The sequence below is a fragment of the Amycolatopsis sp. NPDC048633 genome (assembly GCF_040650695.1).
Classification (GTDB): Bacteria; Actinomycetota; Actinomycetes; order Mycobacteriales; family Pseudonocardiaceae; genus Amycolatopsis.
The window spans coordinates 764,083-790,431 of sequence record NZ_JBEZHS010000001.1 but is presented as its reverse complement, the minus strand read 5'-3'; the positions used below and the strand labels follow the sequence as shown (position 1 = coordinate 790,431).

Here is a 26,349-nt window from a genome sequence, read left to right as displayed (position 1 = left end):
GGACGGTGGGCCCGCCGGGATCGGGCGGACGCCGGCGGGTGTGACCGAGCCGACATCGCGGGTGGCCGAATGGCTTCGAGACACCTGGGGACAACTCGGCGACGCCGGGCGCGCCTGGGGACAACTCGGGTGCGCGGGCCCGGAACCGTCGGTCCCCGCGAGTAGCGTTGAAACCGGGGGTCCCCCCGAGAGGGCCGGGGTGCGCGCGCCGGAAAATCGGTCGCCTTCGGGTGGTCATCGGCTTACCGTCGGGAATCGTGCTTTCCGCCACGTATCCCTTTCCGCCGCTGCGGCTGCCCGCACGGCCGAGCGCGAGCCGCTTCCTGCTCGCCGTGTTCCGGGCCCGGCTCGGCACGGTGCTGGGCGCCGCCGCGCTCGGTGTCGTCTGGGCGCTGCCGGGTGCGCTGGTGCCGCTGGTGATCGGCCAGGGCATCGGCGCCGTCAGCGCGCACGACGGCGCCGCCGTCTGGCGCTGGGCGCTGGCCGCCGCCCTGCTCGGGGTGGTGCAGACGCTCACCGGAACCTGGCTGCACTTCCTCAACTACGGCCTCTGGCTGCACGGCGCGGGCTCGACGCAGCGCGCTGTGTCGGCGCACACCACGCGCGTCGGCGCCGGCCTGCGCGAGAAGACGACCACCGGCGACCTGGTCGCGATCTCCACGACCGACATCAACCACATCGGCAACACCGTCGAGATGACCGGCCGGGCGTTCGGCTCGCTGCTGGCGTTCGTCGTGGTCGCGGTGTGGCTGATCTCGACGTCACCGCTGCTCGGCGTGGTCGCGCTGGTCGGCGTGCCGGTCGCGGTGCTGGGCATCGGACCGCTGCTGGCGCCGCTGCAGAAGCGCAAGGCGAAGCAGCGCGAGAAGCGTGGAGACGTCAACGCGCTCGGCGCGGACATCGTGTCGGGCCTGCGGATCCTGCGCGGCATCGGCGGCGAGCGGCGGTTCTTCACCCGCTTCCGCGAGACGAGCCAGCGGGTGCGGCTGGCCGGCATCGAGGTCGGCAAGGCCGAGGCCTGGCTGGCCGCGGCCGAGATCGCGCTGCCCGGCCTGGTCACCGTGGTGATCACCTGGCTGGGCGCGCGGCTGGCCGTCGCGGGCTCGATCGACGTCGGGCAGCTGGTGGCGTTCTACGGCATTTCGGCGTTCCTCATCTGGCCGGTCTCCGCCGCGACGGAGGCGGTCGGGTCGATCACGTCCGGCCTGGTCGCGGCGCGGAAGGTGGTGGCGCTGCTGGCGCTGCACCCGAAGCTGGCCGACCCGGAGACGCCGGTCCGGCTGCCCGCGGGGCCGCTGGAACTGGCCGACACCGAGTCCGGCGTGCGGGCCACGGCCGGGCGGCTGACGGTCGTCGACTTCGGCGCCGGCGGCGAAGCGGTGGCCGACCGGCTGGCGCGGTTCGCCGACCCGGCCGAGGGCGAGGAGGTGCTGGTCGGCGACGTCCGGGCGGACCAGGTCGCGCTCGCGGAGCTGCGTCGGCGGGTCGTCTACGCGCACAACCAGGACATCTGGTTCTCGGGCGTGCTGCGCGAGCAGCTGGCGCCGGCGTGGCCGAGCGGCGTCAGCATCACCGAAGCGCTGTACGCGGCCGACGCCGACGACATCGTCGAGGCGCTGCCCGACGGCGTCGACGAGGTGATCGGCGAGCGCGGGCGCGAGGTGTCCGGCGGCCAGCGGCAGCGGCTGAACCTGGCTCGCGCGCTGGCGGTCGACGCCGACGTGCTGGTGCTGGACGAGCCGACGTCGGCGGTCGACGCGCACACGGAGGCACGCATCACCGAGCGCGTCGCGGCGCTGCGCCGCGGCAAGACGACGGTGGTGTTCAGCCAGAGTCCACTGTGGACACATGTGGCCGACGAGGTTTTCACGGCGAAGGTGGTGACGGTGTGAAACGGCTCCCCACGGCGTCCCGGCGGGACGTCCGGCGCTGGGCGCTGAAGACGGCGGCGGTGCACAAACGCGAGTTCGGGCTGCTGCTCGCCGCGCTGTGCGTGGCGACCCTGATCGGGCTGGCCGGGCCGCAGCTGCTCGGCTCGCTGGTCGACGCCGTCGCGGCCGGCACGACGACGGGCCACGTCGACGTGGTGGCGGCGGTGTTCGTCGGGATCCTGGTGCTGCAGGCCGTGGCGCGGAAGATCGCGCGGATGCGCGGCGCGGTGTTCGGTGAGCTGGTGCTGGCCGAGACGCGCGAGGAGTTCGTCGGGACGGCGCTGCAGCTGCCGCTCGGCACGGTCGAGGCGGCCGGCACCGGCGACCTGCTCAGCCGCGCCACCACCGACCTCGGCCGGATCGACCACGCGGCGCGGTTCGCGGCGCCGGAGATCCTGATCGCGGCGGTGACCGTGGTGTTCACGGTCGTCGCGATGGTGCTGACGTCACCACTGCTTTCGCTGGGGCTGCTGGTGGCGGTGCCGCTGCTGCTGTGCGTGAACATCTGGTACCAGCGAAGGATCCCGGCGCTGATGCAGTGGATGCTCGACCGCTGGGCGGATCTGACGACCAGCGTCCACGAGACGGCGGAGGGCGCGCGCACGGTCGAGGCGCTCGGGCTGACCGAGCGGCGGGTCGGCGCGGCGTACGAGGCGCTGGACCAGAGCATCCTCGGCGAGCGGCGGATGCGGGCGCTGCAGCTGCGGTGGCTGCCGTCGCTGGAGATCAGCTACGTGCTGCCGCTGGCGGTGATGCTGCCGCTCGGGCTGGTCGCGTACGCGCGCGGCTGGGCCGGGCTCGGCGAGATCACCACGATGCTGCTGTACGTGCAGGCGATGTCGGGCCCGCTGAACGAGGCGCTGTTCTGGCTGGAGGACCTGCAGGTCGCGGCGGCCGCGGCGCGCCGGATCCTGGGCATCCACTCGGTGTCCCTCGAGGAGTCGCCGAAGGTGACCGAGGTGCCGCGCGGGCGTGACATCGACGTGCACGGCGTCCGGTTCGCGTACACGGCCGACCGCGAGGTGCTGCACGGCATCGACCTGCGCGTGCCTCGCGGCGAGCGGCTGGCGATCGTCGGCCCGTCCGGCGCGGGCAAGTCGACGCTCGGCCGGCTGCTGGCGGGCATCGCGGCGCCGTCGTCGGGCTCGGTCCGGATCGGCGGCCAGGACGTCTCGGCGCTGGCCGACGACGTCCTGCGCGGCGAGGTCCTGCTGCTGACCCAGGAGCACCACGTGTTCTCGGGGACGCTGCGGCAGAACCTGGCGCTGCCGGCCCGGCGAGCGGGCGGCGACTGGACGGACGACGAGCTGCTGGCGGCGCTGACGTCGGCGGGCGCGTCGGACTGGGTGGCGACGCTGCCGTCCGGGCTCGACACGAAGCTGGGTTCGGGCGAGCACCCGGTGCCGGCGGCGATCGCGCAGCAGCTGGCGCTGGCCCGCGTGGTGCTGGCGGACCCGCACACGCTGGTGCTGGACGAGGCGACGTCGCTGCTGGACACGGGTTCGGCCCGTGACCTGGAGCGGTCTCTGAACAGCGTGCTGGCCGGCCGCACGGTGATCGCGATCGCCCACCGGTTGCACACGGCGGCGGCGGCCGACCGGGTGGCGGTGGTCGAGGGCGGCCGGATCACCGAGCTCGGACCGCACGACGCGCTACTGGCGGCCGGCGGTTCGTACGCACGCCTGGTGGCGGCGGCTTCGTAGTCCGGAATGTCCGGAGTGGGCGATGTGTTGCTCTCCGGGTAGAGGATCTTCTACCTGGGGAGCGACATGTCTTTCGTGATGACGGCGGCCGAACGCGAATCCTTCTTGAGCGGAGTGCACGTCGGGGTGCTGGCGGTGGAGCGCACCGGCCGCGCACCGCTGGCGGTCCCGGTTTGGTACGACTATTCGCCGGGTGGCGAGCTGCTGATCTGGATGGAACGCGACACGGTCAAGGACCGCGCGATCACGGCGGCGGGCCGGCTGAGCCTGGCCACCCAGGACGAGAACCCGCCGTACAGGTATGTGACGGTGGAGGGCCCGGTGATCGCGAACGACAAGCCGCCGACGCGCGAGCAGGCGTTGCGGATCGCCGGGCGGTATTGGCCGGCGGACCAGGCGAAGGCTTATGTCGATTCGGCTCTCGGGGAGCGGTCGGTGCTGGTGCGGGTCCGGCCGGAGAAGTGGCTGTCGAACGACCAGAGCAAGAGCTGATCCGAGTCCGGGGTTGTGGACAACTCGCGTCCGCAACCCCGGAACTGTCGGTGGGCGCCGATAAACTGGATACCGGGGGCCGAGGGCCGCCCTCCGCGTGGCGGGCTCGCGGTTTCGCGCCGGTCGGGTGTCCGCGAATTCCGGGCCCTTGGGCGGGGCGCCAACGGCCGGCGCCCGTGATCAGGAAGCCGACACGCGTGATTGGGCAGCCGACACGCGTGATTGAAGAGACGACACGCGTACCCAGAGGGTCGGCTCGCGTACCCGGAGGGTCGGCTCGCGCACCTGGAAGGTCGGTTCGCGTAGCTGGGTGGACGACACGCGGCCGGGAAGCCCGAAAGCTTCCCGGCCGCGGAAACTCAAGCCTTGATCAGCGCGTCCACCGCGCTGTAGAACATGCCCAGCCCGTCATCCGACGGACCGGTCAAAGCGTCGATCGCGTGCTCCGGGTGCGGCATCAGCCCCACGACCCGGCCGTTCTCGCTGCGAATCCCGGCGATGTCGTTGCGCGACCCGTTCGGGTTCCCGCCGACGTACCGGAACACGACGCGCCCCTCGGCCTCCAGCGAGTCCAAAGTGGACTGCTCGGCCACGTAGCACCCGTCGATGTTCTTCATCGGGATGAGGATCTCGGCGCCCGCCTCGTACCGCGACGTCCACGCCGTGTCGTTGTTCTCCACCCGCAGCCACTGGTCACGGCAGATGAAGTGCAGGCCCTGGTTGCGGATCATCGCGCCGGGCAGCAGCCCCGCCTCGCACAGGATCTGGAACCCGTTGCAGATGCCGAGCACCGGCATGCCCGCACGGGCCGCCTCGATCACCGGCGTCATCACCGGCGCGAACCGGGCGATCACGCCCGCGCGCAGGTAGTCGCCGTACGAAAAGCCACCCGGGACGACCACCGCGTCGACGTCGTGGAGGTTCTCGTCCGCGTGCCACAGGGGCACCGCCTCCGCGTCGGCGTAGCGGACCGCACGGGCCGCGTCGCCGTCGTCGAGCGTGCCCGGGAACGTGATGACGCCGATGCGCGCGCTCACGCGTCGACCCGCTTGATCGTCCACTGCTCGATCACCGGGTTCGCGAGGAAACCCTCGGCGATCTTCTCGAGCGTCGCGTCGTCGACCGTGTCGTCGACCTCGATCTCGAAGTGCTTGCCCTGGCGGATCTCCTTGATCCCGGTGAAGCCGAGGCGGCCGGCGGCGCCGAGCGCGGCCTGCCCCTGCGGGTCGAGGATTTCGGGCTTCGGCATGACGTCGACGACGACTCGGGCCACGGCAGGCTGCTCCTTATTCACGCAGGTCGTGGGTACCCCGCGAGCATAGTTCACCCAGATCCGCAGGCCGCGGGGGCCGCCGGGAAAACTAGACTGGCCGACGGCGCGCCGCTGCGCCATGATGAGTCGTTGACATCGCGCCAACAGCTGTGGAGGCACTGTGGACTCCTACGACTACGTGATCGTCGGCGCCGGGAGCGCCGGGTGCGTGCTGGCGAACCGGCTCACCGAAGATCCGTCGGCCCAGGTCTTGCTGCTCGAAGCGGGCGCGGAGGACACCGCGGACGAAATCCACATCCCCGCCGCGTTCCCGAACCTGTTCAAGACCCGGTGGGACTGGAACTACGAGACCGTCGAGCAGAAGCACACCGGCAAGTCCGCGTACTGGCCGCGCGGCAAGATGCTCGGCGGCTGCTCGTCGATCAACGCGATGATCTACATCCGCGGCAACCGCGCCGACTACGACGGCTGGCGCGATTCCCACGGCGCCGAAGGCTGGGGCTGGGACGACGTCCTCCCGTACTTCAAGCGCGCCGAGGGCAACCAGCGGCTCGGCGGGCCGCTGCACGGCACCGACGGCCCGCTGAACGTCGAGGACCGCCGGTTCACCCACGAGCTGTCGAGCGCCTGGGTCGACTCGGCCGTCGCGTGGGGCCTCAAGCGCACCGAAGACTTCAACGGCGAGAGCCAGGAAGGCGCCGGCGTCTACCAGGTCACCTGCAAGAAGGGCCGCCGCTGGTCGACGGCTGACGCGTACCTGCGCCCGGCGCTCGAGCGGCCGAACCTCACGGTGAAGACGTCTTCGCCGGCCACCCGGATCGTCTTCGAGGGCACGCGCGCGGTCGGTGTGTCCTATTTGGACGACGGCGTCGAGCGCACGGCCCGCGCGTCGACCGAGGTGCTGCTCAGCGGCGGCGCGGTCAACTCGCCGCAGCTGCTGATGGTCTCCGGCGTCGGCCCGGCCGAGCACCTGCGCGAGCACGGCATCGACGTCGTCGCGGCGCTGCCCGGCGTCGGCGAGAACCTGCACGACCACCCCGCGTGCGGGATCATCTGGTCCACGCGCGACACCACCGACCTGGTCGACGCGGCCACGCCGCGCGGTCTCGTCCGCTACCAGCTGACGAAGCGCGGGCCGCTGACGTCGAACATCGGCGAGGCGGGCGCGTTCTTCCCGACCACCGACGAGCTGCCGGCGCCGGACATGCAGATCCACGTCGCGCCGACGCTGTTCTACGACAACGGCATGCGCGAGCCGACGGTCCCCGGGTTCACGTCGGCGGCGACGCTGGTGGACGTCGCGAGCCGCGGCCGGCTGCGGCTGAAGTCGGCGAACCCGGCGTGGAAGCCGGAAATCGACCCGGCGTACTACGCGGAGTCGCGTGATCTGGACACGATGATCGCCGGGCTGCGCGCGCTGATCGAGATCGGTCGCACCGGCCCGTTGAAGCGGTTCCTGGACAAGCCGTTCCTGCCGGCGCGCCACGACCTGAGTGACACCGAGCTGGCCGAGCACATCCGCGAGAACACGCAGACGCTGTACCACCCGGTCGGGACGTGCGCGATGGGCAGTGGTGAGCAGGCGGTCGTCGATCCTCAGCTGCGGGTGCGCGGGATCGAGGGGCTGCGGGTGGTCGATGCTTCGGTGATGCCGGTGGTGCCGCGCGGGAACACCAACGCGCCGACGATCATGGTGGCGGAGAAGGCGGCCGATCTGATCCGGGGGCGTTGACGGGGTTGGGCCGCGGCCCCCGGTATCCAGGTTACCGGGGGCCACCGACAGTTCCGGGGCCGTGGACGCGACTTGTCCACAACCCCGGGCCGGCTCAGCGCTTGCCGTGGAGGATGGTCACCAGCTTGGCCACCATCGCGTCCGTCGAAGGCTTGCGGGTGAACGACGTCAGCGTCAACGGCGCCGTGAAGCGCTGGCGGGCGATCGCCTTCGTGCGGGCGAACTCGCGCAGCCCCTCGGGGCCGTGGATGCGGCCGAAGCCCGAGTCGCCCACGCCGCCGAACGGCAGGGACGCGATGCCCGCGAACGACAGCGGTGCGTTGATCGACGTCATGCCCGTGCGCAGCTTCTCCGCCAGCTCCACGCCGCGCGACTTCGAAAAGACCGTCGATCCCAGGCCGTACTTCGTGCTGTTCGCCTTCTCGACCGCTTCGTCCATGGTGCGGACCTTCGCGATCGTCACCGTCGGGCCGAACGTCTCCTCGGTGACCGCTTCGGAGTCCTCCGGGACGTCGATCAGCACCGTCGGCTGCGCGTAGCGGTCGCCGACCGCCTCCTCGCCGCCGAGGACGGCCTTGCCGCCGCGGGCCAGCGCGTCCTGGATGTGGCGCTTGATCACGCCCAGCTGCGAGGGCATCGTCACCGGGCCGTACTGCGCCGCCTCGTCCGAGCCCGCGCGCACGTCCTTCGACTTCTCGACGACCTTCGCGACGAACTCGTCGTGGACCTTCTCGTGGACGTACACCCGCTCGACGCCGATGCAGGTCTGGCCGGAGTTCGAGAACGCGCCCCAGACCGTCGCGTCGGCCGCCGCGTCGAGGTCGGCGTCCGCGTCGACCAGCACCGGGTCCTTGCCGCCCGCCTCGATGACCACCGGCGTCAGCGTCTCGGCGGCCGCGGCCATGATGCGCTTGCCCGTGGCGGTCGAGCCGGTGAACGCGATCTTGTCGACACCCGCGCCGACCAGCGCCGCGCCCGTCTCCCCGAAGCCCGTGATCAGCTGCAGCACCGGCTGCTCCGGCACGATCTCGGCGAACGCGTCGACCAGCCACTTCCCCACGCCCGGCGTGTACTCGCTGGGCTTGAACACCACGGCGTTGCCCGCCGCGAGCGCGTACGCGATGGAGCCGAGCGGCGTGAAGACCGGGTAGTTCCACGGGCCGATCACGCCGACGACGCCCAGCGGCTGGTACTCGACGGTCGCCGCCTGGTTCGACATCAGCAGCCCGGCCGAGCGCTTCTGCTTGCCGAGGATCTTCTTCGCGTGCTTGCCCGCCCACGCGATGTGCTCGATGGCCAGGACGCTCTCGAGCTGCGCGTCCGCGATCGGCTTGCCGGTCTCGTCGCGGACCACCTGGCACAGCTGCGGGAGCCGGCGCGTCAGCACGCCCTTCCAGCTCTTCAGCCGTTCCGCGCGCCCGGCGAAGCCGAGGTCCGCCCACCACTCGGCAGCGCCGCGCGCTCGCGCCACGGCTGCCTTCACGTCGTCCGCCGAGTGGATCGGGTACGTTCCGACCACCTCGTCGGTCGCCGGGCTCAGCGAGTCGAAGGTCTCGCCGACCGACGTCGGCTTCGGCTGGACGGCAGTCATCGGCGTCTCCCTGGAGGTAGCGGGTCAGCCCAGGCTACGACGTTACTGACATCGTGCCAATAGCTCTCACGGGCTTCGCCACCAGCATTGCACCCGCGATCGCCGCGGCAAAGACACCGAACAACGGTGCGAGCCACAACGGCAGCACGCCGACGGCCAGCGAACCCAGCCCGAAGCCGGCCGATTGGACCGTGAACGACAGCGAGAACCCCGCTGACCTGCGGTTCTTCGGCAGCACACGCTGCAGGTTGACCGAGGTCGCGGCGACCAGCGGACCACCGCACACGCCGACCAGGGCCACTGACGCGATCAACCCCGCCCAGCCCAGGTCGACGGCGAGCACGAGCCCGCCGACGACGAACCCGCCGAGGAACAGCCGCGGATCGCCGATCTTGCCCCGCCACACGTAGAGCGCGCTGCCCACGATGCTCGCCCCGGTCAGTACGGCGATCACCACCGGCGCGGCCGCCTCGGGCGCGCCGAGGCGCTGGACCAGCGGCAACGGCGCGACCTCGATCGTCGACGTCAGCAGCCCGATGGTGAAGGCGCAGCACAGCCAAGGCAGGCAGGCGACGAGCCCCACGGGTGGGACGTCGTGCCCGGATTCCACCTGTTCGCGCTCACCCGCGCGACGCGGTACGAGCAGGGCCGCGGCCACGCAGGCGGCGGCCATCGCGGCCAGCGGCACGAGCGAACCGGCCATGTCGAGCAGCGCGACCAACGCCGGACCGCCGACGAGCACGCCGTCGAGGATCATCGCGTCGACCGAGATCGCCCGGGGAAGCAGCCCGTCGTCGACCGTGTCCGCGAGCAGCGTCCGGAACCCGCCCGACAACGCCCCGCCCGTGATGCCGGGCAGCAGGACGACCGCGAGCAAGACAGCACCGGGTGCGGCCGCCGCGGCGGCGAGCGCGAGCACCGCGAATCCCGCAGCGGTCAGGAGCAGCAGCACCGGCAGGCCACGGGCCGGGCCGACGCGGTCGAGCAGCCGCCCGACCGGCACCGCGCAGACCATTTCGGCGGCGACGTAGACCGACATCAGCACGCCGCCGAGCCGGTAGGAGCCGGTCGTGGCGGTGGTCAGCAGGGTGAACGCGAGCGGCGCCATGGTCGCCGGGAGCCGGGCGAACTGGACGCCCGCCGACCAGCGCCAGTAGGCGCGATGGGTGAACAACGACATGCTCACACGCTCGTTCGTGACTTGGCCAAGGCACACTGATTCGGGTGAGAGCGAATCAGCGATGATCGAGCTGGTCCTGACCGCCGCCGGCGCGCAACGCGTCCGCTTCGCGATCTCGCCGCTGGAGGAGGTACTGGGCGCCGTCCAGACGCTGCTCGGCGTCCGGCGGCACCCGGCGCACCTGCCGTGGCTCGCCGACGCTCCCGACGTGCCCGAGCTGGCCGCGGTCCTGGGCGCGCGGCACTACATCACCGAGTTCCTGAGCCCGCCGCCCGGCGGCCCGGAGACGACGGCGGAGGCGCAGCTGCGCGCGGTCCGGGCGACGCCGCCGCACCAGGTCGCGCTGGAGCTGGGGATGGTCGACGCCGACCTTTCGCTGCTGCCGGACGACCCGGCGGCCGCCCGCGACCTCCTCGCCGACCAGCTCGAGACGGTGTGGACGACCCTGCTGGCGCCGGAGTGGCCTCGCCTGCGTGAGCTGCTGGCGGCGGACATCGCGTTCCGGACGCGGCAGCTGGGTGCCGGCGGGATCGCGTCGATGCTGGCCGGGCTGCACCCGCGCGTGCGGCTGTCGGACACGTCGGTCCTGGTGGACCTCCCCGCCCGCGAACGGCTGGAGATCGATTCGCGCGGGTTGCTGCTGATCCCGGCGGTGTTCGCGTGGCCGAGCGTCGGCGTGGTGACGGTGCCACCGTGGCAGATCTCCCTGCTCTACCCGGCCCGGGGCGTGGCTTCACTGTGGACGTCCGCGACGGAGCCGCCGGAGCCCCTGGTCGAGGTCCTCGGCCGCACGCGAGCGCTGCTGCTGACCACCCTCGACCGCCCCGCGGCGACGACCGAGCTGGCCCGGCGCCACGCTTTGGCGCCGGCGACGGTTTCGGCGCACCTGACGGCGTTGCGCGGGGCGGGGTTGCTGACGTCGGAACGTCGTGGCCATCGGGTGCTGTACCGCCGGACCGAGCTCGGCGACGCCTTGCTCACCGGCAAGATATGAGCCACAGTCGTCGACACATTCTCCACCTGGCCCCAAGCGAAACATGCTTCACTCGTGCACATACAGTGAAGTTAAAATCACCGAAAGAGTTACTAAATCTGTTCGACATCAGTCACACAGGGCGCCCCCGGCGCGCTATAGTCGCGAGTCTTCAGTCAGTTCATACGACTGAAGACTTCCGTGATCTCGAGCTGAGGATGAGAATGATTCACCAAGGTGGCGAAGGCGGAGACACATAGTTCCGCCTGCACGAAGAGCAAGAGGAGGGCCCGTCATCCTGACGGGCTACCTCGCCTTCTTGAGGTCGAGACGCATCCCGACCCGAAGGCGCGGCGGAATGTCTCTGGCCACCAGACTCACCTCGGTCGGCCCGACCCCGTTGCGCTTGACCGCCAGCGCATAGTCGTGTTGACCTCTCACCAACCCGATTACGTCACAAGCGACCTCGTTGCCCTGCGGCAACTGAATCGCATATTCGAGATAGTCGGTAACGCAGGCGAATGTCAACGCGAACTCGTCCGGCTGCCGGTCACGCATCAGCGGGGCACACTTTCCCGGCCACTCTTTCTCGATGACCATGAGGATCTCGTCACCCCTGCGCGCCGGACTCCCGAAATGGGCGATCACTTCCAGCCTGCCATCGTTGAGCCACGTCGAGGTCGTATCCCGCCGGGTGCCGCCGATTCCGTCGACTTCAATCGTTTTTACCGCGACCTTCACCTTGCGGCGCGCCTTTTCGGGCTGATTCCAGCCCGCACCCGTGCGGACAGCGAAGAAATCCAGGAAATCACATTCGACGACCGCTTTGACCGTGATCACCTCGGTGGCGTCGCCGTTGGCTCGCACCTCGGCGCACTCCACCCAGCTGGCGATCCGCCACGAGTGACCGTGCCGCTCCCTGAGCACGCGACAGTAGCGCTCGAGCAGTCGCCGGTCGAGTTCCGTTCGTGACCGCCATTCGACCCGGTTCGCAATCAGCAGGATGTACAACCCGATCACGCCGAGCAGGACGGCCACGATCGCGCCCGCCTTTATCGCGGAATTCCCCAGCAATACGCTGAGCAGCCCGCCGAATGCGAGAATGCCCAGCACGCCTTCCGCCAGGCCGACAATACCGGTGTAGAGGACATAGTCTCGGAGCCAGCCGAGAAAGCTCTTGAGCATCGGGCCGCCCACTCCCTCGCAGCGACGGTGCCGGACGCTCCAGCGTAAACCATTCACCGACACCTCGGCGACATTGCTCCATACGAGTGGACAAATCCGTGACATTTTCGGAAAACACAAACCGAGGGTCACCGAAGACGCGGATTTCTGCTCGGCGGCCGAGGTGCGACCGGCAGGTGGCGACCCTGCGTGTTGGCGAGGTGCCGACGAGCGGGACTAGGCTGGAATCGACCACCTGCGAAGGAGAACATCGATGCGTATCGTCCATTTCGGACACGCCTGCCTGCTGCTGGAGACCGGCTCCGAGCGGATCCTGATCGATCCCGGTGCGTTCTCCACCGGGTTCGAGGGCGAGCGGGAGCTGTCCGCCGTGCTGGTCACGCACCAGCACTTCGACCACCTGGACGTCGACCGGCTGCCGAAGCTCCTCGAAGCCAACCCGGACGCCAAGCTGATCGTCGATGCCGGCTCGGCTCCGGAGGTCGAGAAGCTGGGCGTCCAGTTCGACATCGCCAATGTGGGGGACGCCTTCGCCGTCGGGGGCACCTCGATCAAGGCTGTCGGCGGGGAGCACGCCGTCATCCACGCCGACATCCCGGTGATCCCGAACATCGGCTACGTCTTCGACGACGGCGCCTTCTTCCACCCCGGTGACTCGTTCTTCGTGCCCGAGCAGAAGATCGACGTGCTGGGCCTGCCGACGGGTGCGCCGTGGCTCAAGGCCGGCGAAGCGGTCGACTACCTGCGGGCCGTCGCGCCGCGGGTTGCCGTGCCGATCCACGAAGCCGTGCTGGCCAACCCCGCTCTGCACTACGGCCTGTTCGGCAACCTCGCGCCCGAAGGCACCGAGGTCAAGGTGCTGGACCGGGCTGAGCCCGCGAAGTTCTAGGAGCGGCCCACCCAGGCTTCGACGCCGGCCGGAAGTCGTCGTCGAGCGCCGGGGGCTTCCCGGCGCCGACTGGGTGCTGGAACGCCGCAAGCCCGGCGCCTGGCGGGCCCCGAAGGTTCAGGCCGCGACCGTGCGCAGCGAGCCGTAGGTGGCACCGAACGCGCGGTTCTCCAACGCCACGTCGACGGCGTCGAGCAGGGCCTGGCGGAGGCCGGGGCGGGTGAGGTCCGTGGCGTCCACCCCCAGCCGGACCAGCCCGCCCCGGCGAGCCGCGCGCGCCGATGCCAGTACCAGGGTGAAACAGCGCACCGTTTCCGTGCGGTGCGACTGGCTCGTGAACTCCTGGACGCGCCCCCGGCGCACCTCGCCCGTGACGAGGTCGCGGACCGCGCCGAGGTCCGCGCAGAGCCGGAAGCCGTGCTCCGCCAGCGCCAGCAGCGTGCCCTGGGAGGCGATCCAGCGCGGCGGCGCGAAGCCGTCGACGGCCAGGCCGGCGTTGTCCAGCGCGGCCTTCGCCGCGATCAGCCGGAGCCGTGCCTCGTGCGCCGGCAGCGTCGCGAACTCCGCCTTCTTGCCCAGGTACACCGTGCGGTGCGTGGGCGTGACGGCGTGGTCGTAACCGTGCAGCAGCACGGAATCGCCGGCCCGGGCGCGCGTGCGCACCCACTCCGTCACCGGGCCGCCGCCGGTGCGGGCGGCATACAGCACCGAAAGCGGCACCCGGCGGCGGTCGAGCTCGGCCGCGAGGTCGGCGCACCGGTGCAGCGTGCGCGGGGTGATTCCCGACAGCGAAACCAGCAAGCGAGCTTCCACGCCACCATTGGGACGGACGCGTCTGACGGGCCCGTGAACTGCGCAGAACGGGCGGGCGTCCGTTGCCGGAAGGGTCAGCCGCCCTCGCGCAGGCGCTGCACGGCCACCGCGATCCGGCCGCGCAGGTCCGGGTCGGCGACCTGGCCGCCGTCGACGTCCGCGCGGGACACCGGGATCCGCGCGCACGCCTCGTCGATGATCTTCGCGCCCGCGTACGTCAGCACCTTCCGGAGCGAGTCGTGCGCGTCGCGGCCGCCCGTCGGCGCCGCCACCGAGGACGCGTTGATCCACGCCACCGGCTTGCCGTAGATCTCGCCGCCGCCGACCGTCCAGTCGAGGAGGTTCTTGAACGAGCCCGGCAGACCGCCCGCGTACTCCGGTGTGCAGATCAGGATCGCGTCCGCGTCCTTGATCGCCGCGCGCAGCTCCGAGACGGCCGGGTGCAGCGGGTCGCGGTCGTCATCCGGGTTGAAGTGCGGCAGGTCGCCGAGGCCGGTGTAGGTCGTGCTCGAGGTGAGCGTCGCCACGGTCCCCAGTACCGCCGCATTGCCGGAGCCTGCTCGCAGGCTGCCGCAGATCAGCAGGATCACGCAGCCAGTCTGTCAGGGAACGCCCGGTGATGCGGCGGCACGCCTTGAGATACCGCTCGCGAGTGGCCGTCACCACCTCCGGCGGCAACGGCGGCAGCGCGGACACGCAGTCCCAGCCGGAAGCCGGGTCGACCAGCCAGTCGCGCACGTGCTGCTTGTCGTACGACGGCCGCGGGCGGCCCGGGCGGTGGCCGTGGGAAAGCCAGTACCGCGCGGAATCCGGCGTCAGCAGCTCGTCGGCGAGCACGAGCCCGCCGTCCGCGCCGATGCCGAACTCGAACTTCGTGTCGGCGAGCAGCAGGCCCTGCTCCGCGGCCCGCGCGGCGCCCCGGCGGTACAGCTCGAGCGACGCCTCGCGGACCTCTTCGGCGAGCGCGCGGCCGAGGATCGAAGCGAACGTGTCGAAGTCGATGTTCTCGTCGGGCTCGCCGGGACGTGCCTTGGTGGACGGCGTGAAGATCGGCTCCGGCAGCCGCGCCGACTCCGCCAGGCCCGGCGGCAGCGCGAGGCCGCACACCGCGCCGGAGCGGCGGTAGTCCGCGTAGCCGCGGCCGGTGAGGTGGCCGCGGACGACGGCCTCCACCGGCAGCATGTCGAGCCGTTCGACCAGCAGCGCCCGGCCGCGGAAGGCCTCCGGGATGAGGGGGCCGTCGCAGGCCACCAGGTGGTTCGGGAGGACGTCGGCGAGCTCGCGGAACCAGAACACGCTCATCGCGGTGAGCACCCGGCCCTTGTCCGGGACGTCGGTGGGGAACACGCGCTCGAAGGCGGAAATGCGGTCGGAAGCGACGATGAGCAGGTGGTCGTCCATGGCGTACAGGTCACGGACCTTGCCGGAGGCGAGTCGCTCGGGGATGGGGAGGGGTGTCACGCGCTGAACCCTAACGGGCACCCTCCGCCACCATGGATGATGCTGGCATGGCGTACGACTGGATCTCGGTGACGACCGACTACGGCCTGCGCGACGGCTTCGTGGCGGCCTGCCACGGCGTGATCGCGCGGCTGGCGCCCGCCGTGCGGGTGCTCGACGTGACGCACGAGGTGCCACCCCAGGATGTCCGGCACGGGGCCATGGCATTGGCCCAGACCGTGCCGTTCCTCCCGGAAGCGGTGCACGTCGCCGTCGTCGACCCGGGCGTCGGTACCGCCCGGCTCGGCGTGGTCGTCGTCGCCGACGGCGGACTGCTGGTCGGGCCGGACAACGGCCTCCTGCTGCCGGCCGCGCACGCGCTGGGCGGGGTCCGGGCGGCGTACGAGCTGACCGAGCCGTCGCTGCGGCTGCCGGTCACGTCGGCGACGTTCCACGGCCGCGACGTCTTCGCGCCCGCGGCGGCGCACCTGGCGTTGGGGGTCGCGCCGGCGGACTTCGGCGACCGCGTCGAGGGTCTGGTCGAGCTGCCGGAGCCGTTCGTGGCGGCGTTCCCGGGGAAGCTGGTGTCGGAGGTGCTGACGGTCGACCACTTCGGCAACGTCCAGCTCGCCGCCACCCTGGCCGATCTGGAGCTGTCGGGGTTGTCCGGCGCGGTTTCCGTGCACAGCGAGCGGGTCGCGGTGACCACCGAGATCGGGCGCACCTTCGCCGACGTGCCCGCCGGCGCGAGCGTGCTCTACACCGACTCCGCGGGCCGGCTCGCCGTCGCCGTCAACGGCGGTTCCGCCGCGGCGGTACTGGGACTCGGGCCCGCCCAGGAGTGCACGATCACCTCGTCGCCGACCGTCACCTGACCGTGCCGCAGAACGGCGGCCTTCATGCCGAAGATCACACCGCCGTCCGGGTGCCGCCGGTAGCTCGCGAGCGTGCGGATCGGCTCGGGGCCGGCCTTCTCACCCGTCTCCTGGTCGACCATCGGGACCGTGCAGCGCACGCACTGCCTGGCGTAGCCGAACTTCGCGGTGCCCGCGGTCATCGCGCGGACCTCGTCCTCGGTGTGCGGCTCGGCCCAGCCGGAGACGATGATGTTGGGCCGGAAGCGGTCCATCGGCACGGGCTCCCCGCCGCGTTCGAGGATGCGCGCGTTCAATCCATCCAAAGAGGACTCGCCGGCGACGAGCAGCGCGTGCCCGTCGGCGAAGGCGGCCGTGCCGGGCGTCTCACCGCCCGTGACGCGCTCGTGGTCCGGCGCGACGCCGATCAGGACGGACGGCAGGCCGAGTAGCTCCGAGAACCACTGCGCGGCTTCCTCGCCCTGGTGGACGCCGGTGCCGTGCCAGGAGAACGTCGAGCCCGGGTGCCGCGGGCCGTCGCGCCGGATGTCGAGGACGAGGTCTTCGACGCCCGGCGCGGCGAGTTCGAGCTTGTCGCCATCGACCTTCGGCCGGACCGCGGCCAGCACCGGGTAGCGCCGCTGACTGCGGAAGTCGCCGTCCGGCGCGACGACCTGGAAGACGCGGTCGTGCGCCAGCCCGGCCGGCCCGACCTCGGCGGCCGGCACCGAAGTGCCGGCACAGCCCTTGACCGGGTAGTACGTCAGCCGCGCGATCCTCGCCATGCCCGCAGGCTACCCGGGCACCGGCCGCCGGATCGCGCGGTTTTCAGAGGACCTGGGACAGGAATCGCTGCAGCCGGGGGCCCCGCGGGTCGTCGAAGATCCGCGCCGGTGGCCCCTGCTCCACGATGCGGCCCGCGTCCATGAACGCGACCTCGTCGGCGACGCTGCGCGCGAAACCCATCTCGTGCGTGACCACGATCAGGGTCAGGCCGCGCGAAGCCAGGCCCGCCATGAGGTTCAGCACGCCCTTGACCAGCTCGGGGTCGAGCGCGCTGGTGGCCTCGTCGAAGAGCATCACCTCGGGGTCCATCGCCAGCGCCCGCGCGATCGCGACGCGCTGCTGCTGACCGCCCGAAAGCGCGCTCGGCCGGTACGGCGCCTTGTCCGCGAGGCCGACGTCGGCCAGCCGCGCGCGGGCGATCGCCGACGCCTCCTCCTTGCTCAGCTTCTTCACGCTGCGCAGCGGCAGCACGATGTTGTCCAGCACGCTCCGGTGGCCGAAGAGGTTGAAGTGCTGGAACACCATGCCGACGCGCTGGCGCAGCGCGTCCGGGTCGGCTCGCACCACGGACTCGCCGTCGAGCAAGAGGTCGCCGGAGTCGGGTTCCTGCAGGCGGTTCACGCACCGCAGGAGCGTCGACTTGCCGGAGCCCGACGGCCCGATCACGCAGGTCGTCTTGCCGCTCTCGACCTTCAGGTCGACGCCGCGCAGGACTTCGAGGGTCCCGAAGCTGACGTGGACGTCCCGAAGCTCCACACTGGACGAACGCACCGCCGTCACCACGTGCTGACCCTCCCGCCGGCGCCGAGCTCGACCGGCTCACTCTCGTCCGGTTCGGCGGCGCGCACCTTGCGGCCGGTCCGGAGCTTCTTGTCGATGTAGTTCACCAGGTGCGTCAGCGGCACGGTGATGACCAGGTAGACGAACCCGGCGGCGACCAGCGGCGACAGGTTGCCGGTGTTGGCCGCGAGGTCCTGCCCGATGCGGAACAGCTCGCGCTGCTCGGACAGCAGGCCGAGGAAGTACACCAGGCTGGAGTCCTTGATCAGCGCGATGAACTGGTTCACCAGCGCGGGCAGCACGCGCCGCACGCCCTGCGGGATGACGACCAGCAGCATCGCCTTGCTGTAGCTCATCCCCAGCGCGCGGCTGGCTTCCAGCTGTCCTTTTTCGACACTCTGGATGCCGGACCGGAAGATCTCGCCGATGTAGGCGGCCGCGATCAGGCTCAGCGCCAGGATGCCCAGCGGGTAGGGGTTGGTGCCGACGACGTCCCGCGCGAGCGTGCCGAGCCCCTGGCCGATCACGAGGATCGTCAGGATCGCCGGCAGCCCGCGGAAGACGTCGGTGTACACCCGCGCCGGCCAGCGCAGCCAGACCTTGGTGGACAGGCCCATCACCGCGAGCACCATGCCGAACACGATGCCGATCAGCCCGGACGTGAGCGCGAGGACCAGCGTGTTGAGCAGGCCGGTCTTCAGCAGGTCGGGGAAGACCTGCCAGATGTACTCCCAGTTGAAGAAGGTGTCGAGGAACTGGTCCATCTACTGTCCCGGCCTGAATTCTTCGGGGACCGGCACGGTCGGCAGGAACTGCTGGTGCAGCTTGAGCCACGTGCCGTCGGCGATCGACTTCTTCAAGCCCTCGTTGATCTTGCCGAGCAGCTCCGCGTTGCCCTTCTTCACCGCGAACCCGTGCGGCACGTCGCTGACGAAGCTCTTCACCACGACGAGCTTCGCGTCCGGGTTGTCGGTGACGTTCTTCTCGGCGATGCTCTGGTCGAGGATGTACGCGTCGACCGCGCCGGTCTTCAACGCGGTCAGCGCGGCCGCGTAGTCGGGGAAGCGGACCGCCTGCGCGGTGGGGACCGTGCTGGTCAGCCAGTGATCGCCGACTGTGGCCTGGATGACCGCGACGCGCTTGCCCGCCAGGCCCTTCTCGTCGGTGACCGGCGTGCCCTGCTTGGCCTGGATGCTCATGGTTTCGAAGTCGTAGGCGGCCGAGAAGTCGACCGTCTTCTTGCGCTCTTCGGTCTGCGCGATCGCCGAGCTCGCGATGTCGTAGCGACCGGACGCGACCTGCCCGAGCAGTCCGGAGAAGTCGGTCGCGGCGAACTCCAGCTTCAGGTTCTGCTTGGCCGCGATGTCCTTGAGCAGCTCGTTGTCGAAGCCCGTGTAGGTGCCGTCCTTGAGGAAGATGTTCGGCGGCGCGTCGCTCAGCGTGCCGACGCGCAGGGTCGAGGAAGCGCTGTCCGAACCGCCGCACGCGGTGAGCGCGGCCAGCAGCGTCGCGGCCAGGCCGGTGACGATCAGCTTCTTCACGTCAGACCCCCGGGTTCGTGACGAGCAGGCCGGGCCCGCCCTGCTGGAGTTCCTTGGACAGCGGCGTCGTCTTGTAGAACTGCCCGTAGATGCGGGCGACCGTCCCGTCGGCGATCGCCTTGGCGAGCCCGTCGTTCAGCTTCTTCAGCAGGTCGGTGTTCTTCTTGGCGACGGCGAAGGCCGACGGCGTGTCCTTGTCCTCGGCGGTGTAGCCGAGCTCCAGCGGGACCGCGGGGTTCTGGTCCAGGTACTTCTGGCCGATGTCCTGCGGCACGACCCAGCCGTCGAGGGTGCCGTTCTTCAGCTGCGCGAAACCCGCGTTGTAGTCGGGGAAGCGGACGACCTGGGCGCTGGGCACCTTGCCCGCGAACTCGTCCTGGACCGAGCCCTGGACGACGCCGAGGCGCTTGCCCGGCAACGCGCCGACGTCCTTGAGGTTCGCGCCCTTCGGGGTCACGACCGTGGTGAAGCCGGTGTTGTAGCCGTTGGAGAACGCGACCGTCTTCTTGCGCGCCTCGGTGCTCGAGATCGTCGAGCTGCCGATGTCGAACTTGCCGGTCGCGACGCCGGCCAGCAGGCCGGAGAACTCGGTGCCGACGAACTCGACCTCGAAGCCCTCACGCTTCGCGATGTCGCGCAGCAGTTCGTTGTCGTAGCCGGTGAACCGGCCGTTCTCCAGATAGATCGACGGCGGGGCGTCGCCCAGGGTCCCGACGCGCAGGGTCTGGCCGGCGGCGGAGGAATCCGAGCCGCCGCACGCGGCCAGGGTCAGCGTCAGCGCGCCCGCGGTGACGGCGGCGGCGATTTTCGACAGCGTGGATCTCATCGCTTCTTCCATGGTTGATCGCGCACGGGGCGCGATGAATGCGCGCCAGGCCGCGGGATGGGCGGCCCGGCGCTCCGGGGTTCAGCGATCGAGATTAGGGATTTGGCCCGTTCGTGTGGATTCGTTCCAGTCCGTGGACGGGTGCGTCAGCTCACAGGATCGGCTGCGGCGCGTAGCCCGCCGCCTCGGGGAACCGCTCGAGCACGTGCGTGACGCGCTCGGCGACCTGCGCCACCTGACGCTCGGCCGTGCCGGTGAACGAAATGCGGTCGGCGAGGAGCTTGTCCAGCTCACCGCGGTCGAGCGGGATGCGCTCGTCGGCGGCGAAGCGGTCGAGGAGGTCGTTCTCCGCGAGGCCTTCGCGCATCTCCAGCGCGACGGCGACGGAGTGCTCCTTGATCGCCTCGTGGGCCGTCTCACGTCCGACGCCCGCACGGACCGACGCCATGAGCACCTTCGTCGTGGTGAGGAACGGCAGGTAGCGATCAAGCTCACGCTCGATCACCGCCGGGAAGGCACCGAACTCGGCCAGGACCGTGAGGAAGGTCTCCAGCAGGCCGTCGAGCGCGAAGAAGGCGTCCGGCAGCGCGACGCGGCGGACGACCGAGTCGGAGACGTCACCCTCGTTCCACTGGTCGCCGGCCAGCTCGCCGATCATCGACAGGTACCCGCGCAGCACGACGGCGAGGCCGTTCACGCGCTCGCACGAGCGGGTGTTCATCTTGTGCGGCATGGCGGACGAGCCGACCTGGCCGGGCTTGAAGCCCTCGGTGACCAGCTCGAGGCCGGCCATCAGCCGGATCGTCTTGGCCAGGCTGGACGGCGCCGCCGCGAGCTGGACCACAGTGGACAGCACGTCGAAGTCGAGCGAGCGCGGGTAGACCTGACCGACGCTGACGAACCGCCGGTTGAAGCCGAGGTGCTGCATGACGCGGTCTTCGAGCTGGTCCAAAGTGGACTCGTCGCCGAGCAGGTCGAGCATGTCCTGCGCGGTGCCGACCGGGCCCTTGATGCCGCGCAGCGGGTAGCGCTCGATCAGGTTGTCGAGCCGCTCGAAGGCGACCAGCAGCTCGTCGGCGGCGGTGGCGAACCGCTTGCCGAGGGTGGTGGCCTGCGCGGCGACGTTGTGCGAGCGGCCGGCCATGACGGTGTCGGCGTGTTCGACGGCGAGGGCGGCCAGCCGGGCCAGCACGGCGGCGACGCGGGTCCTGGTGAGTTCGAGCGACCGGAGCAGCTGCAGCTGCTCGACGTTCTCGGTGAGGTCGCGCGAGGTCATCCCCTTGTGGATGTGCTCCTGCCCGGCGAGGTCGCTGAACTCCTCGATGCGCGCCTTGACGTCGTGGCGGGTGACGCGCTCCCGGGCGGCGATCGACTCGAGGTCGACGGTGTCGATGACCCGCTCGTAGTCCTCTACAACGCCGTCGGGCACCTCGACGCCGAGGTCCTTCTGCGCCTTGAGGACGGCGAGCCAGAGCTGCCGCTCCAGGACGACCTTGTACTCCGGCGACCAGAGCGAGACCAGCTCCACCGAGGCGTAGCGGGCGGCGAGCACGTTCGGAATGCGGGGCTTGTCCGTCACGCCCTCACGATACCTGTGCAGGTCAGGGACATCGCAGCACCCGGGTCCAGCGTCGTCAGCGGGCCGAGCACCTCCAGCTCGACGATCCGCGCGGGCGGGTCCAGGTCACCCAGCTCCGCGAGCGGTTCCGGGAGCGGGTGCTCCAGCCAGATCTCCAGCGGCGAGCCTTGGTCCGGGTACCGGCCCGCCGGGTCCACCTCGAAGGACAGCGTCAACGCGCCGTAGGTCACCCAGCCCGCCGTGCCCGGCACGCCCAGCTTGCCGATCACGTCCTGGGGCGGCACGACCAGCCGGTCACCGTCCACTGTGTACTCGGGGGTGCCGGTCCCGGCCACCAGCGCGACGACGTCGGGGCATCGCAGGCCGGCGGTCACCGTTCCGCCGCCGGGCAGCTGGGTCACGTTCCACAGCGCCCACCGGACCGGCCGCTCAGAAGTGTTCTCCGCGCGCAGGTCCAGCCGGTAGCCGTCGTCGAGGATCGTGACCGCGCGGGTCAGCCGCAGCCCGGTCCGCGGGTCCGGGGCGCTGGTCATCGTCACCGTGTCGCCGTCGGCCACGGCGGTGTACGGCCCGGAGTCGAGGACCGGGTCGGGCGGGCCGGGCCACTGGTCCGGGCCGTCCCAGCCCTGCGGGGCGGGCCACGTCTTGTCCCCGCCGTAGTTGACCCAGTCGCCCATGCGGCCGGAGTTCGGGGTGTACTCGCCGCGCAGGTCGTCGCCGAGCAGCGCCGGGTTCCGCCAGAGCAGCTCGACGCCGCGGTGCCGCACCGACAGCAGCCGGCCGCCCAGCTCCGGGACCAGGCCGAGCCGTAGGTCGCCGCGCTCCAGCCAGGTCACCATTCGGCGAGACCGCCGTCGTCGTGCCGCCACACCGGCGAGCGCCAGGTGTGCCCGGCCTCGTCGGCGCGGCGGACGGCCGCTTCGTCGACCTCGATGCCGAGACCCGGCCCGAGCGGGCGGGCCGCGTAGCCGTCCTGGAAGGCGAAGATCGAGGGGTCCACGAGGTACTGGTGCTCCCGGCCCTCGTGGTAGTGCATGCCGACGCTCTGTTCCTGGATCAGGAAGTTCGGCGTCGCGAACGCGACCTGCAGCGACGCGGCCAGCGAGATCGGCCCGAGCGGGCAGTGCGGCGCGAGCGAAGCGCCGTAGATCTCGGCCAGCGCGCCGATCCGCCGCAGCTCGGAGATGCCGCCCGCGTGGGACGGGTCCGGCTGCAGGACCGCGACGCCGGCGTCGAGCACCGGCTTGAACTCCCAGCGCGAGTAGAGCCGCTCGCCGACCGCGATCGGCACCGTCGAGGCCTCGACGATCGAGCGCAGCGCGTCGCCCTGCGTCTCCGGCAGGATCGGCTCCTCGACGAACATCGGCTGGACGTCTTCGAGCAGCTTCACCAGCCGCCGCGCCATCGCGGGCGAGACGCGGCCGTGGAAGTCGATCGCGAGGTCGCGGTGCGGGCCGAGCACCTCCCGCGCTTCCCACGCGCGCGCCACCGCGGCGTCGGCCTCCGCGGGGGACGCGATCGCCGTCAGCGGGCCGGCGACGTTCATCTTCACCGCCGTGAACCCGGCCTCGACCTGCGCGGACACGGCTTCGCGGATGCCGGACGGCCGGTCGCCGCCGACCCAGCTGTAGACCCGGACGCGGTCGCGGACCGGGCCGCCGAGCAGCTCGTGGACCGGCGCGTCGCGGACCTTGCCGGCGATGTCCCAGAGCGCGTGGTCGTAGCCGGCCAGCGCGCTCGAAAGCACCGGTCCGCCGCGGTAGAAGCCGCCGCGGCGCAGCACCTGCCAGTGGTCCTCGATGCGCAGCGGGTCCTGGCCGATCAGCAGCTCGGACATTTCGTGCACCGCCGCGCGCACGGTCTCCGCGCGGCCCTCGACCACGGGCTCGCCCCAGCCGCTGATGCCCTCGTCCGTGCTGACCTTGAGGAACAGCCAGCGCGGCGCGACCAGAAACGTTTCAACCCCGGTGATCTTCACCCGTGTCCCCCATCTACGCGGAATCCTTGGCGGCGGACCAGCCGCCGTCGACGGTCAGCTCGGCCCCGGTGACGAACGACGCGGCGTCCGAAAGCAGGAAGGCGATCACGTCCGCCACCTCCTCGGGCCGGCCGAGGCGCCCGGCCGGCGTCGCCTGGGCACTGCGTTCGCGGTCTTCGGGCGGGATGCGGTCCCATGCCTGGGTGAGCACCGGCCCCGGCAGCACGGAGTTGACGCGCACCTCCGGGGCGTATTCCACCGCCAGCTGCCGGGCCAGCGCGACCAGCGCGCCCTTGCTCGCGGCGTACGCGGGGTGGCCCGGCAACCCGAAGTGCGCGTGCACCGACGACACCAGCACGACCGCGCCGCCCCGGGCCCGCAGCGACGGAAGGCAGGCCTTCACGGCGAGGAACGCGCCGGTCAGGTTGACGTCGAGCTGCCGCCGCCACTCGTCGCGGCCGATCTCGTGCAGCGGCCCGGTGCTGGGCACGTAGGCGTTGCTGACCAGGGCGTCCACCTCGCCGATGGCCGCCCAGGTCGCCTCGTCGGCGACGTCGCCCCGGACCGGGGTGACGCCGTCGGGGAGCTCGGCGATGTCCACGCCGAGCACGCGGTAGCCGTCGTCGAGCAGTTTCCGGGCGGTAGCCGCCCCGATCCCGGACGCCGCACCGGTCACCACCGCTGTCCGCGTGGACATCGCCGTCTCCGTTCTCAGAACTTCGCTACGTGCACATGGTCGTCCGGCCCGCGGGCGGCGAACCACAGCGACGCGCCGTCGGACGCCGCGCCGAGGGTTCCCACGATGCTCCCGCTCGGGTACTCCGGCCGTTTGAACCAGCCCGCCCACGTGCCGGACCAGGCGTTGGCCCACAGCGAGTAGTCGCTCGCGGACGCGGTGAGCGCGACCTTCGCGCCGGCCGCGACGAGCGTCGGGCTGCTGCTGACCGTGCCGCCGATGGACGTCCAGTCCGACCAGGTGTCCCCGGTCTTCGTGCGCGCCCAGACGCTGTCGTCGGCGGTGCGGACCGCGACGACCGTGCCGCTCGTGGACGTCGCCGCGCCGGGCCGGCCGAAGATCGGCTTGCCGCCGGGCGCGCCGAGACCGGACCACTGACCGGCACTGGTCCGCTGCCAGACCTGACCGTCGGAGCCGCGCGCGAAGAGCGTTCCGTCGCTGGTGACCGACGGCGAATCGGTCAGCGTCCCGCCCAGCCGCTTCCAGTCGCCCCAGTGGCCGTACCGGTAAGTGCGCTGGTAGGCGGCGTTGTCGAGGCCGCGGACGTAGACGTCGATGCCGGTGGACGTGGCGACCGCGGCGGGCTGGCCGAGGAACTCGCCACCGACCTGACGCGGCCCGTCGAGGCCCTTGACCTGCAGGGAGCCGCTCTGGTCGCGGAAGAACGTCACGGTCTTGCCGCCGGTGCGGACGATCGCCGGGCTGGCGGACGCCGTGCCGCCGAGGTCGTCACCCGGGACGAGGTCGGTGCCGTGCAGGCGCAGGAACGCGGTGCCGTGCGCGGGCACGGTGACCGTGTACGAGCCGGTCGCGCTGCCGCGGTCGGCGCGAGCACGAAGGTCGCGAATGGACACTCGGCCCTTCAGCCCGGCGTCGGCGAAGTTCAGCGTCATCTGCGTCGGCGTCTCACCGCGGTTGAGCAGCACCACCGCGCGGTCGCCGTCTCGCGACAGGACCTTGCTGTAGGTGTCGGTGCTGCCGTTGTTCGCAACGCGGACGCCCTGGATGCCGAGGCGGTCCTGGTTGACGCCCACGATTTCCGGGTTCTTCAGCGTGCTGATCATCGACGCGGGCAGCGTGCGCGGGTCCGAGCCGAGGATCAGCGGGGAGGCCATCTCCGCCCACATGACGAACTGGGTGGTCGACTCCTCCTCGTTCAGCTCGTAGGTGCCCTGCTCGGTCTTGCGCATCGGGATCAGGTAGTCGGGGTCGTTGTAGTGCCCCGGCCCGTTCGCCTCGGGGTGCGCGGCGTTGGCGTCCATGTTGCGCAGGACGTCGGTCCAGATGCCCTCGTACGGCGTGCCGAACGCGATGTCCGTGCTGGTGCGCCAGGAGTCGGCGACGAGCGGGCCGTAGCTGTAGGCGATGCCGGCGACCTGGTCGGGCCCGTGCGGGGTGCCCCACTCGTCGGTGACCGGGTTGCAGACGTTCAGCACCATCGGGCGGCCCGCCTTGGCCAGGGCCTGGCTGAACTGCGTGAACACGTCGGCGGGCTTGAGGTTCTGGGCGATGCCGCAGAGGAAGTCGACCTTGACGGCGTCGAACTTCCAGTTCGCGAACCGCTTGGTGTCCTGCTCGTAGTGGCCGCCGGAGCCGGCCGCGCAGTTCTTGCCGTCCGAGGCGCCCGCGTCGGTGTAGATGCCGGCTTTCAGACCGCGGGCGTGCAGGTAGTTGACCAAAGTGGACAGTCCACTGGGAAACTTCGCGCTGTCCGCGAGGAGGTTGCCCTGCGCGTCGCGCGGGTCGGGCGCGGTCCAGCCGCCGTCGATCCAGACGTAGCGGTAGCCGGCGTCGCGCAGGCCGCTGGAGACGAGGAAGTCCGCGACGGACTTGACCGACGTCTCGCTGGGCGCGCCCAGGCCGTAGTAGGTGTTCCAGCCCATGTACGGGGTCTTCGCGACCCCGCTGTCGTAGTAGTCGGGAGCGCCTTGGTCCACGGCCGGAGTTGCTTGTGCTGGGATCGCGATCGCGGTGAGCGCGGCGGCGGCCGCTGCTACGACCGCTAGGGATCTCTTCAAGAGCATGTTGCTGGACACCCTTCTCCGATGAAACAGCGTCGAGCGAAGC

The 26,349-nt window shown here is 71.0% G+C and carries 25 protein-coding genes; 7 read left to right on the top strand and 18 right to left on the bottom strand.

Going from position 1 to position 26,349, the window contains the following annotated elements; translation table 11 throughout:
• The first annotated feature begins 257 nt into the window (after nt 1–257).
• The 3 genes from AB0C38_RS03935 to AB0C38_RS03925 all read left to right on the top strand — a co-directional run bounded on the left by AB0C38_RS03935 (nt 258) and on the right by AB0C38_RS03925 (nt 4,126).
• A complete protein-coding gene (locus AB0C38_RS03935) occupies nt 258–1,892 on the top strand; it encodes an ABC transporter ATP-binding protein (RefSeq protein WP_360666029.1) in 1,635 nt (544 codons plus the stop codon).
• Nucleotides 1,889–3,634, top strand: a complete 1,746-nt coding sequence (locus tag AB0C38_RS03930; RefSeq protein WP_360666026.1) for an ABC transporter ATP-binding protein — start codon at nt 1,889–1,891, stop codon at nt 3,632–3,634. Before AB0C38_RS03935 ends, AB0C38_RS03930 begins: the two co-directional genes overlap by 4 nt.
• Before the next feature lie 66 nt (nt 3,635–3,700).
• A complete protein-coding gene (locus AB0C38_RS03925; RefSeq protein ID WP_360666023.1) occupies nt 3,701–4,126 on the top strand; it encodes a pyridoxamine 5'-phosphate oxidase family protein in 426 nt (141 codons plus the stop codon).
• A 359-nt stretch (nt 4,127–4,485) separates the two neighbouring features.
• Here AB0C38_RS03925 and purQ read toward each other — a convergent pair whose 3' ends face one another.
• Together purQ and purS are read right to left on the bottom strand one after the other, a co-directional pair.
• Nucleotides 4,486–5,163 (bottom strand): phosphoribosylformylglycinamidine synthase subunit PurQ, encoded by a 678-nt coding sequence (gene purQ, locus AB0C38_RS03920; RefSeq protein WP_360666021.1) that lies wholly within the window; start codon nt 5,161–5,163, stop codon nt 4,486–4,488.
• Nucleotides 5,160–5,399 carry a phosphoribosylformylglycinamidine synthase subunit PurS gene (gene purS / locus AB0C38_RS03915; RefSeq protein ID WP_125308766.1) on the bottom strand — a complete coding sequence of 80 codons (240 nt, stop codon included), beginning with the start codon at nt 5,397–5,399 and terminating at the stop codon, nt 5,160–5,162. Before purS ends, purQ begins: the two co-directional genes overlap by 4 nt.
• Nucleotides 5,400–5,559: 160 nt before the next feature.
• Here purS and AB0C38_RS03910 point away from each other — a divergent pair, with 160 nt between their 5' ends.
• Complete coding sequence (locus AB0C38_RS03910; protein ID WP_360666018.1) at nt 5,560–7,131, top strand: GMC family oxidoreductase N-terminal domain-containing protein; 1,572 nt, start codon at nt 5,560–5,562, stop codon at nt 7,129–7,131.
• Nucleotides 7,132–7,225: 94 nt separating this feature from the next.
• On the opposite strand, the gene AB0C38_RS03905 is transcribed toward AB0C38_RS03910, so the two are convergent.
• Both AB0C38_RS03905 and AB0C38_RS03900 read right to left on the bottom strand, forming a co-directional pair.
• Nucleotides 7,226–8,722 carry an aldehyde dehydrogenase family protein gene (locus AB0C38_RS03905; RefSeq protein WP_360666015.1) on the bottom strand — a complete coding sequence of 499 codons (1,497 nt, stop codon included), beginning with the start codon at nt 8,720–8,722 and terminating at the stop codon, nt 7,226–7,228.
• Nucleotides 8,723–8,756: 34 nt separating this feature from the next.
• On the bottom strand, nt 8,757–9,902 hold the full coding sequence (locus AB0C38_RS03900) for an MFS transporter (protein WP_360666012.1): 1,146 nt from the start codon (nt 9,900–9,902) through the stop codon (nt 8,757–8,759).
• A 61-nt stretch (nt 9,903–9,963) separates the two neighbouring features.
• On the opposite strand from AB0C38_RS03900, the gene AB0C38_RS03895 reads away from it, so the two are divergent.
• Nucleotides 9,964–10,896: a DUF5937 family protein gene (locus AB0C38_RS03895; protein WP_360666009.1), complete on the top strand. Its 933-nt coding sequence runs from the start codon at nt 9,964–9,966 to the stop codon at nt 10,894–10,896.
• Nucleotides 10,897–11,181: 285 nt separating this feature from the next.
• On the opposite strand, the gene AB0C38_RS03890 is transcribed toward AB0C38_RS03895, so the two are convergent.
• Nucleotides 11,182–12,060 carry a hypothetical protein gene (locus AB0C38_RS03890; RefSeq protein ID WP_360666007.1) on the bottom strand — a complete coding sequence of 293 codons (879 nt, stop codon included), beginning with the start codon at nt 12,058–12,060 and terminating at the stop codon, nt 11,182–11,184.
• A 253-nt stretch (nt 12,061–12,313) separates the two neighbouring features.
• On the opposite strand from AB0C38_RS03890, the gene AB0C38_RS03885 reads away from it, so the two are divergent.
• A complete protein-coding gene (locus AB0C38_RS03885; protein ID WP_360666004.1) occupies nt 12,314–12,949 on the top strand; it encodes an MBL fold metallo-hydrolase in 636 nt (211 codons plus the stop codon).
• 117 nt (nt 12,950–13,066) lie between these two features.
• On the opposite strand, the gene AB0C38_RS03880 is transcribed toward AB0C38_RS03885, so the two are convergent.
• The 3 genes from AB0C38_RS03880 to AB0C38_RS03870 all read right to left on the bottom strand — a co-directional run bounded on the left by AB0C38_RS03880 (nt 13,067) and on the right by AB0C38_RS03870 (nt 15,223).
• Nucleotides 13,067–13,762, bottom strand: coding sequence for a DUF2334 domain-containing protein (locus AB0C38_RS03880; RefSeq protein ID WP_360666001.1), 696 nt, complete (start codon nt 13,760–13,762; stop codon nt 13,067–13,069).
• A gap of 74 nt (nt 13,763–13,836) precedes the next feature.
• Entirely contained in the window at nt 13,837–14,298 is a 462-nt protein-coding gene (locus AB0C38_RS03875; RefSeq protein WP_360667481.1) for an NADPH-dependent FMN reductase, read from the bottom strand.
• Nucleotides 14,222–15,223, bottom strand: coding sequence for a phosphoribosylaminoimidazolesuccinocarboxamide synthase (locus AB0C38_RS03870; RefSeq protein ID WP_360665998.1), 1,002 nt, complete (start codon nt 15,221–15,223; stop codon nt 14,222–14,224). The genes AB0C38_RS03875 and AB0C38_RS03870 overlap by 77 nt, the downstream gene beginning before the upstream one ends.
• Nucleotides 15,224–15,270: 47 nt before the next feature.
• On the opposite strand from AB0C38_RS03870, the gene AB0C38_RS03865 reads away from it, so the two are divergent.
• Complete coding sequence (locus tag AB0C38_RS03865) at nt 15,271–16,077, top strand: SAM-dependent chlorinase/fluorinase (RefSeq protein ID WP_360665996.1); 807 nt, start codon at nt 15,271–15,273, stop codon at nt 16,075–16,077.
• Here the strand turns inward: AB0C38_RS03865 and AB0C38_RS03860 are convergent.
• The 10 genes from AB0C38_RS03860 to AB0C38_RS03815 all read right to left on the bottom strand — a co-directional run bounded on the left by AB0C38_RS03860 (nt 15,960) and on the right by AB0C38_RS03815 (nt 26,219).
• Nucleotides 15,960–16,841, bottom strand: coding sequence for an MOSC N-terminal beta barrel domain-containing protein (locus tag AB0C38_RS03860; protein WP_360665993.1), 882 nt, complete (start codon nt 16,839–16,841; stop codon nt 15,960–15,962). The two genes, AB0C38_RS03865 and AB0C38_RS03860, sit on opposite strands and share 118 nt — an antisense overlap.
• Nucleotides 16,842–16,884: 43 nt before the next feature.
• A complete protein-coding gene (locus AB0C38_RS03855; RefSeq protein ID WP_360665990.1) occupies nt 16,885–17,625 on the bottom strand; it encodes an amino acid ABC transporter ATP-binding protein in 741 nt (246 codons plus the stop codon).
• Entirely contained in the window at nt 17,619–18,386 is a 768-nt protein-coding gene (locus tag AB0C38_RS03850) for an amino acid ABC transporter permease (protein ID WP_360665987.1), read from the bottom strand. Before AB0C38_RS03850 ends, AB0C38_RS03855 begins: the two co-directional genes overlap by 7 nt.
• On the bottom strand, nt 18,387–19,163 hold the full coding sequence (locus AB0C38_RS03845) for an ABC transporter substrate-binding protein (protein WP_360665985.1): 777 nt from the start codon (nt 19,161–19,163) through the stop codon (nt 18,387–18,389). It abuts the gene before it with no gap.
• Nucleotide 19,164: 1 nt separating this feature from the next.
• The gene (locus AB0C38_RS03840; protein WP_360665983.1) at nt 19,165–19,989 is read right to left on the bottom strand and encodes an ABC transporter substrate-binding protein; all 825 of its coding nucleotides are present in this window, start codon (nt 19,987–19,989) and stop codon (nt 19,165–19,167) included.
• A 151-nt stretch (nt 19,990–20,140) separates the two neighbouring features.
• The gene (gene purB, locus AB0C38_RS03835) at nt 20,141–21,568 is read right to left on the bottom strand and encodes an adenylosuccinate lyase (RefSeq protein WP_360665980.1); all 1,428 of its coding nucleotides are present in this window, start codon (nt 21,566–21,568) and stop codon (nt 20,141–20,143) included.
• Nucleotides 21,565–22,407, bottom strand: a complete 843-nt coding sequence (locus tag AB0C38_RS03830) for a DUF4380 domain-containing protein (RefSeq protein ID WP_360665977.1) — start codon at nt 22,405–22,407, stop codon at nt 21,565–21,567. The genes purB and AB0C38_RS03830 overlap by 4 nt, the downstream gene beginning before the upstream one ends.
• A complete protein-coding gene (gene dgoD / locus AB0C38_RS03825; RefSeq protein ID WP_360665974.1) occupies nt 22,401–23,546 on the bottom strand; it encodes a galactonate dehydratase in 1,146 nt (381 codons plus the stop codon). Before dgoD ends, AB0C38_RS03830 begins: the two co-directional genes overlap by 7 nt.
• Before the next feature lie 13 nt (nt 23,547–23,559).
• Entirely contained in the window at nt 23,560–24,243 is a 684-nt protein-coding gene (locus AB0C38_RS03820) for an SDR family oxidoreductase (protein ID WP_360665972.1), read from the bottom strand.
• Between the two features lie 14 nt (nt 24,244–24,257).
• Nucleotides 24,258–26,219 (bottom strand): hypothetical protein, encoded by a 1,962-nt coding sequence (locus AB0C38_RS03815; protein WP_360665969.1) that lies wholly within the window; start codon nt 26,217–26,219, stop codon nt 24,258–24,260.
• Nucleotides 26,220–26,349: the final 130 nt, after the last annotated feature.

Coding starts and splice junctions, on each gene's coding strand:
- AB0C38_RS03925 (WP_360666023.1), top strand. CDS start 3,701: ATGTCTTTCGTGATGACGGCGGCCGAACGCGAATCCTTCTTGAGCGGA.
- AB0C38_RS03905 (WP_360666015.1), bottom strand. CDS start 8,722: ATGACTGCCGTCCAGCCGAAGCCGACGTCGGTCGGCGAGACCTTCGAC.
- AB0C38_RS03900 (WP_360666012.1), bottom strand. CDS start 9,902: ATGTCGTTGTTCACCCATCGCGCCTACTGGCGCTGGTCGGCGGGCGTC.
- AB0C38_RS03895 (WP_360666009.1), top strand. CDS start 9,964: ATGATCGAGCTGGTCCTGACCGCCGCCGGCGCGCAACGCGTCCGCTTC.
- AB0C38_RS03890 (WP_360666007.1), bottom strand. CDS start 12,060: ATGCTCAAGAGCTTTCTCGGCTGGCTCCGAGACTATGTCCTCTACACC.
- AB0C38_RS03885 (WP_360666004.1), top strand. CDS start 12,314: ATGCGTATCGTCCATTTCGGACACGCCTGCCTGCTGCTGGAGACCGGC.
- AB0C38_RS03865 (WP_360665996.1), top strand. CDS start 15,271: ATGGCGTACGACTGGATCTCGGTGACGACCGACTACGGCCTGCGCGAC.
- AB0C38_RS03860 (WP_360665993.1), bottom strand. CDS start 16,841: ATGGCGAGGATCGCGCGGCTGACGTACTACCCGGTCAAGGGCTGTGCC.
- AB0C38_RS03850 (WP_360665987.1), bottom strand. CDS start 18,386: ATGGACCAGTTCCTCGACACCTTCTTCAACTGGGAGTACATCTGGCAG.
- AB0C38_RS03840 (WP_360665983.1), bottom strand. CDS start 19,989: ATGAGATCCACGCTGTCGAAAATCGCCGCCGCCGTCACCGCGGGCGCG.
- AB0C38_RS03830 (WP_360665977.1), bottom strand. CDS start 22,407: ATGGTGACCTGGCTGGAGCGCGGCGACCTACGGCTCGGCCTGGTCCCG.
- AB0C38_RS03820 (WP_360665972.1), bottom strand. CDS start 24,243: ATGTCCACGCGGACAGCGGTGGTGACCGGTGCGGCGTCCGGGATCGGG.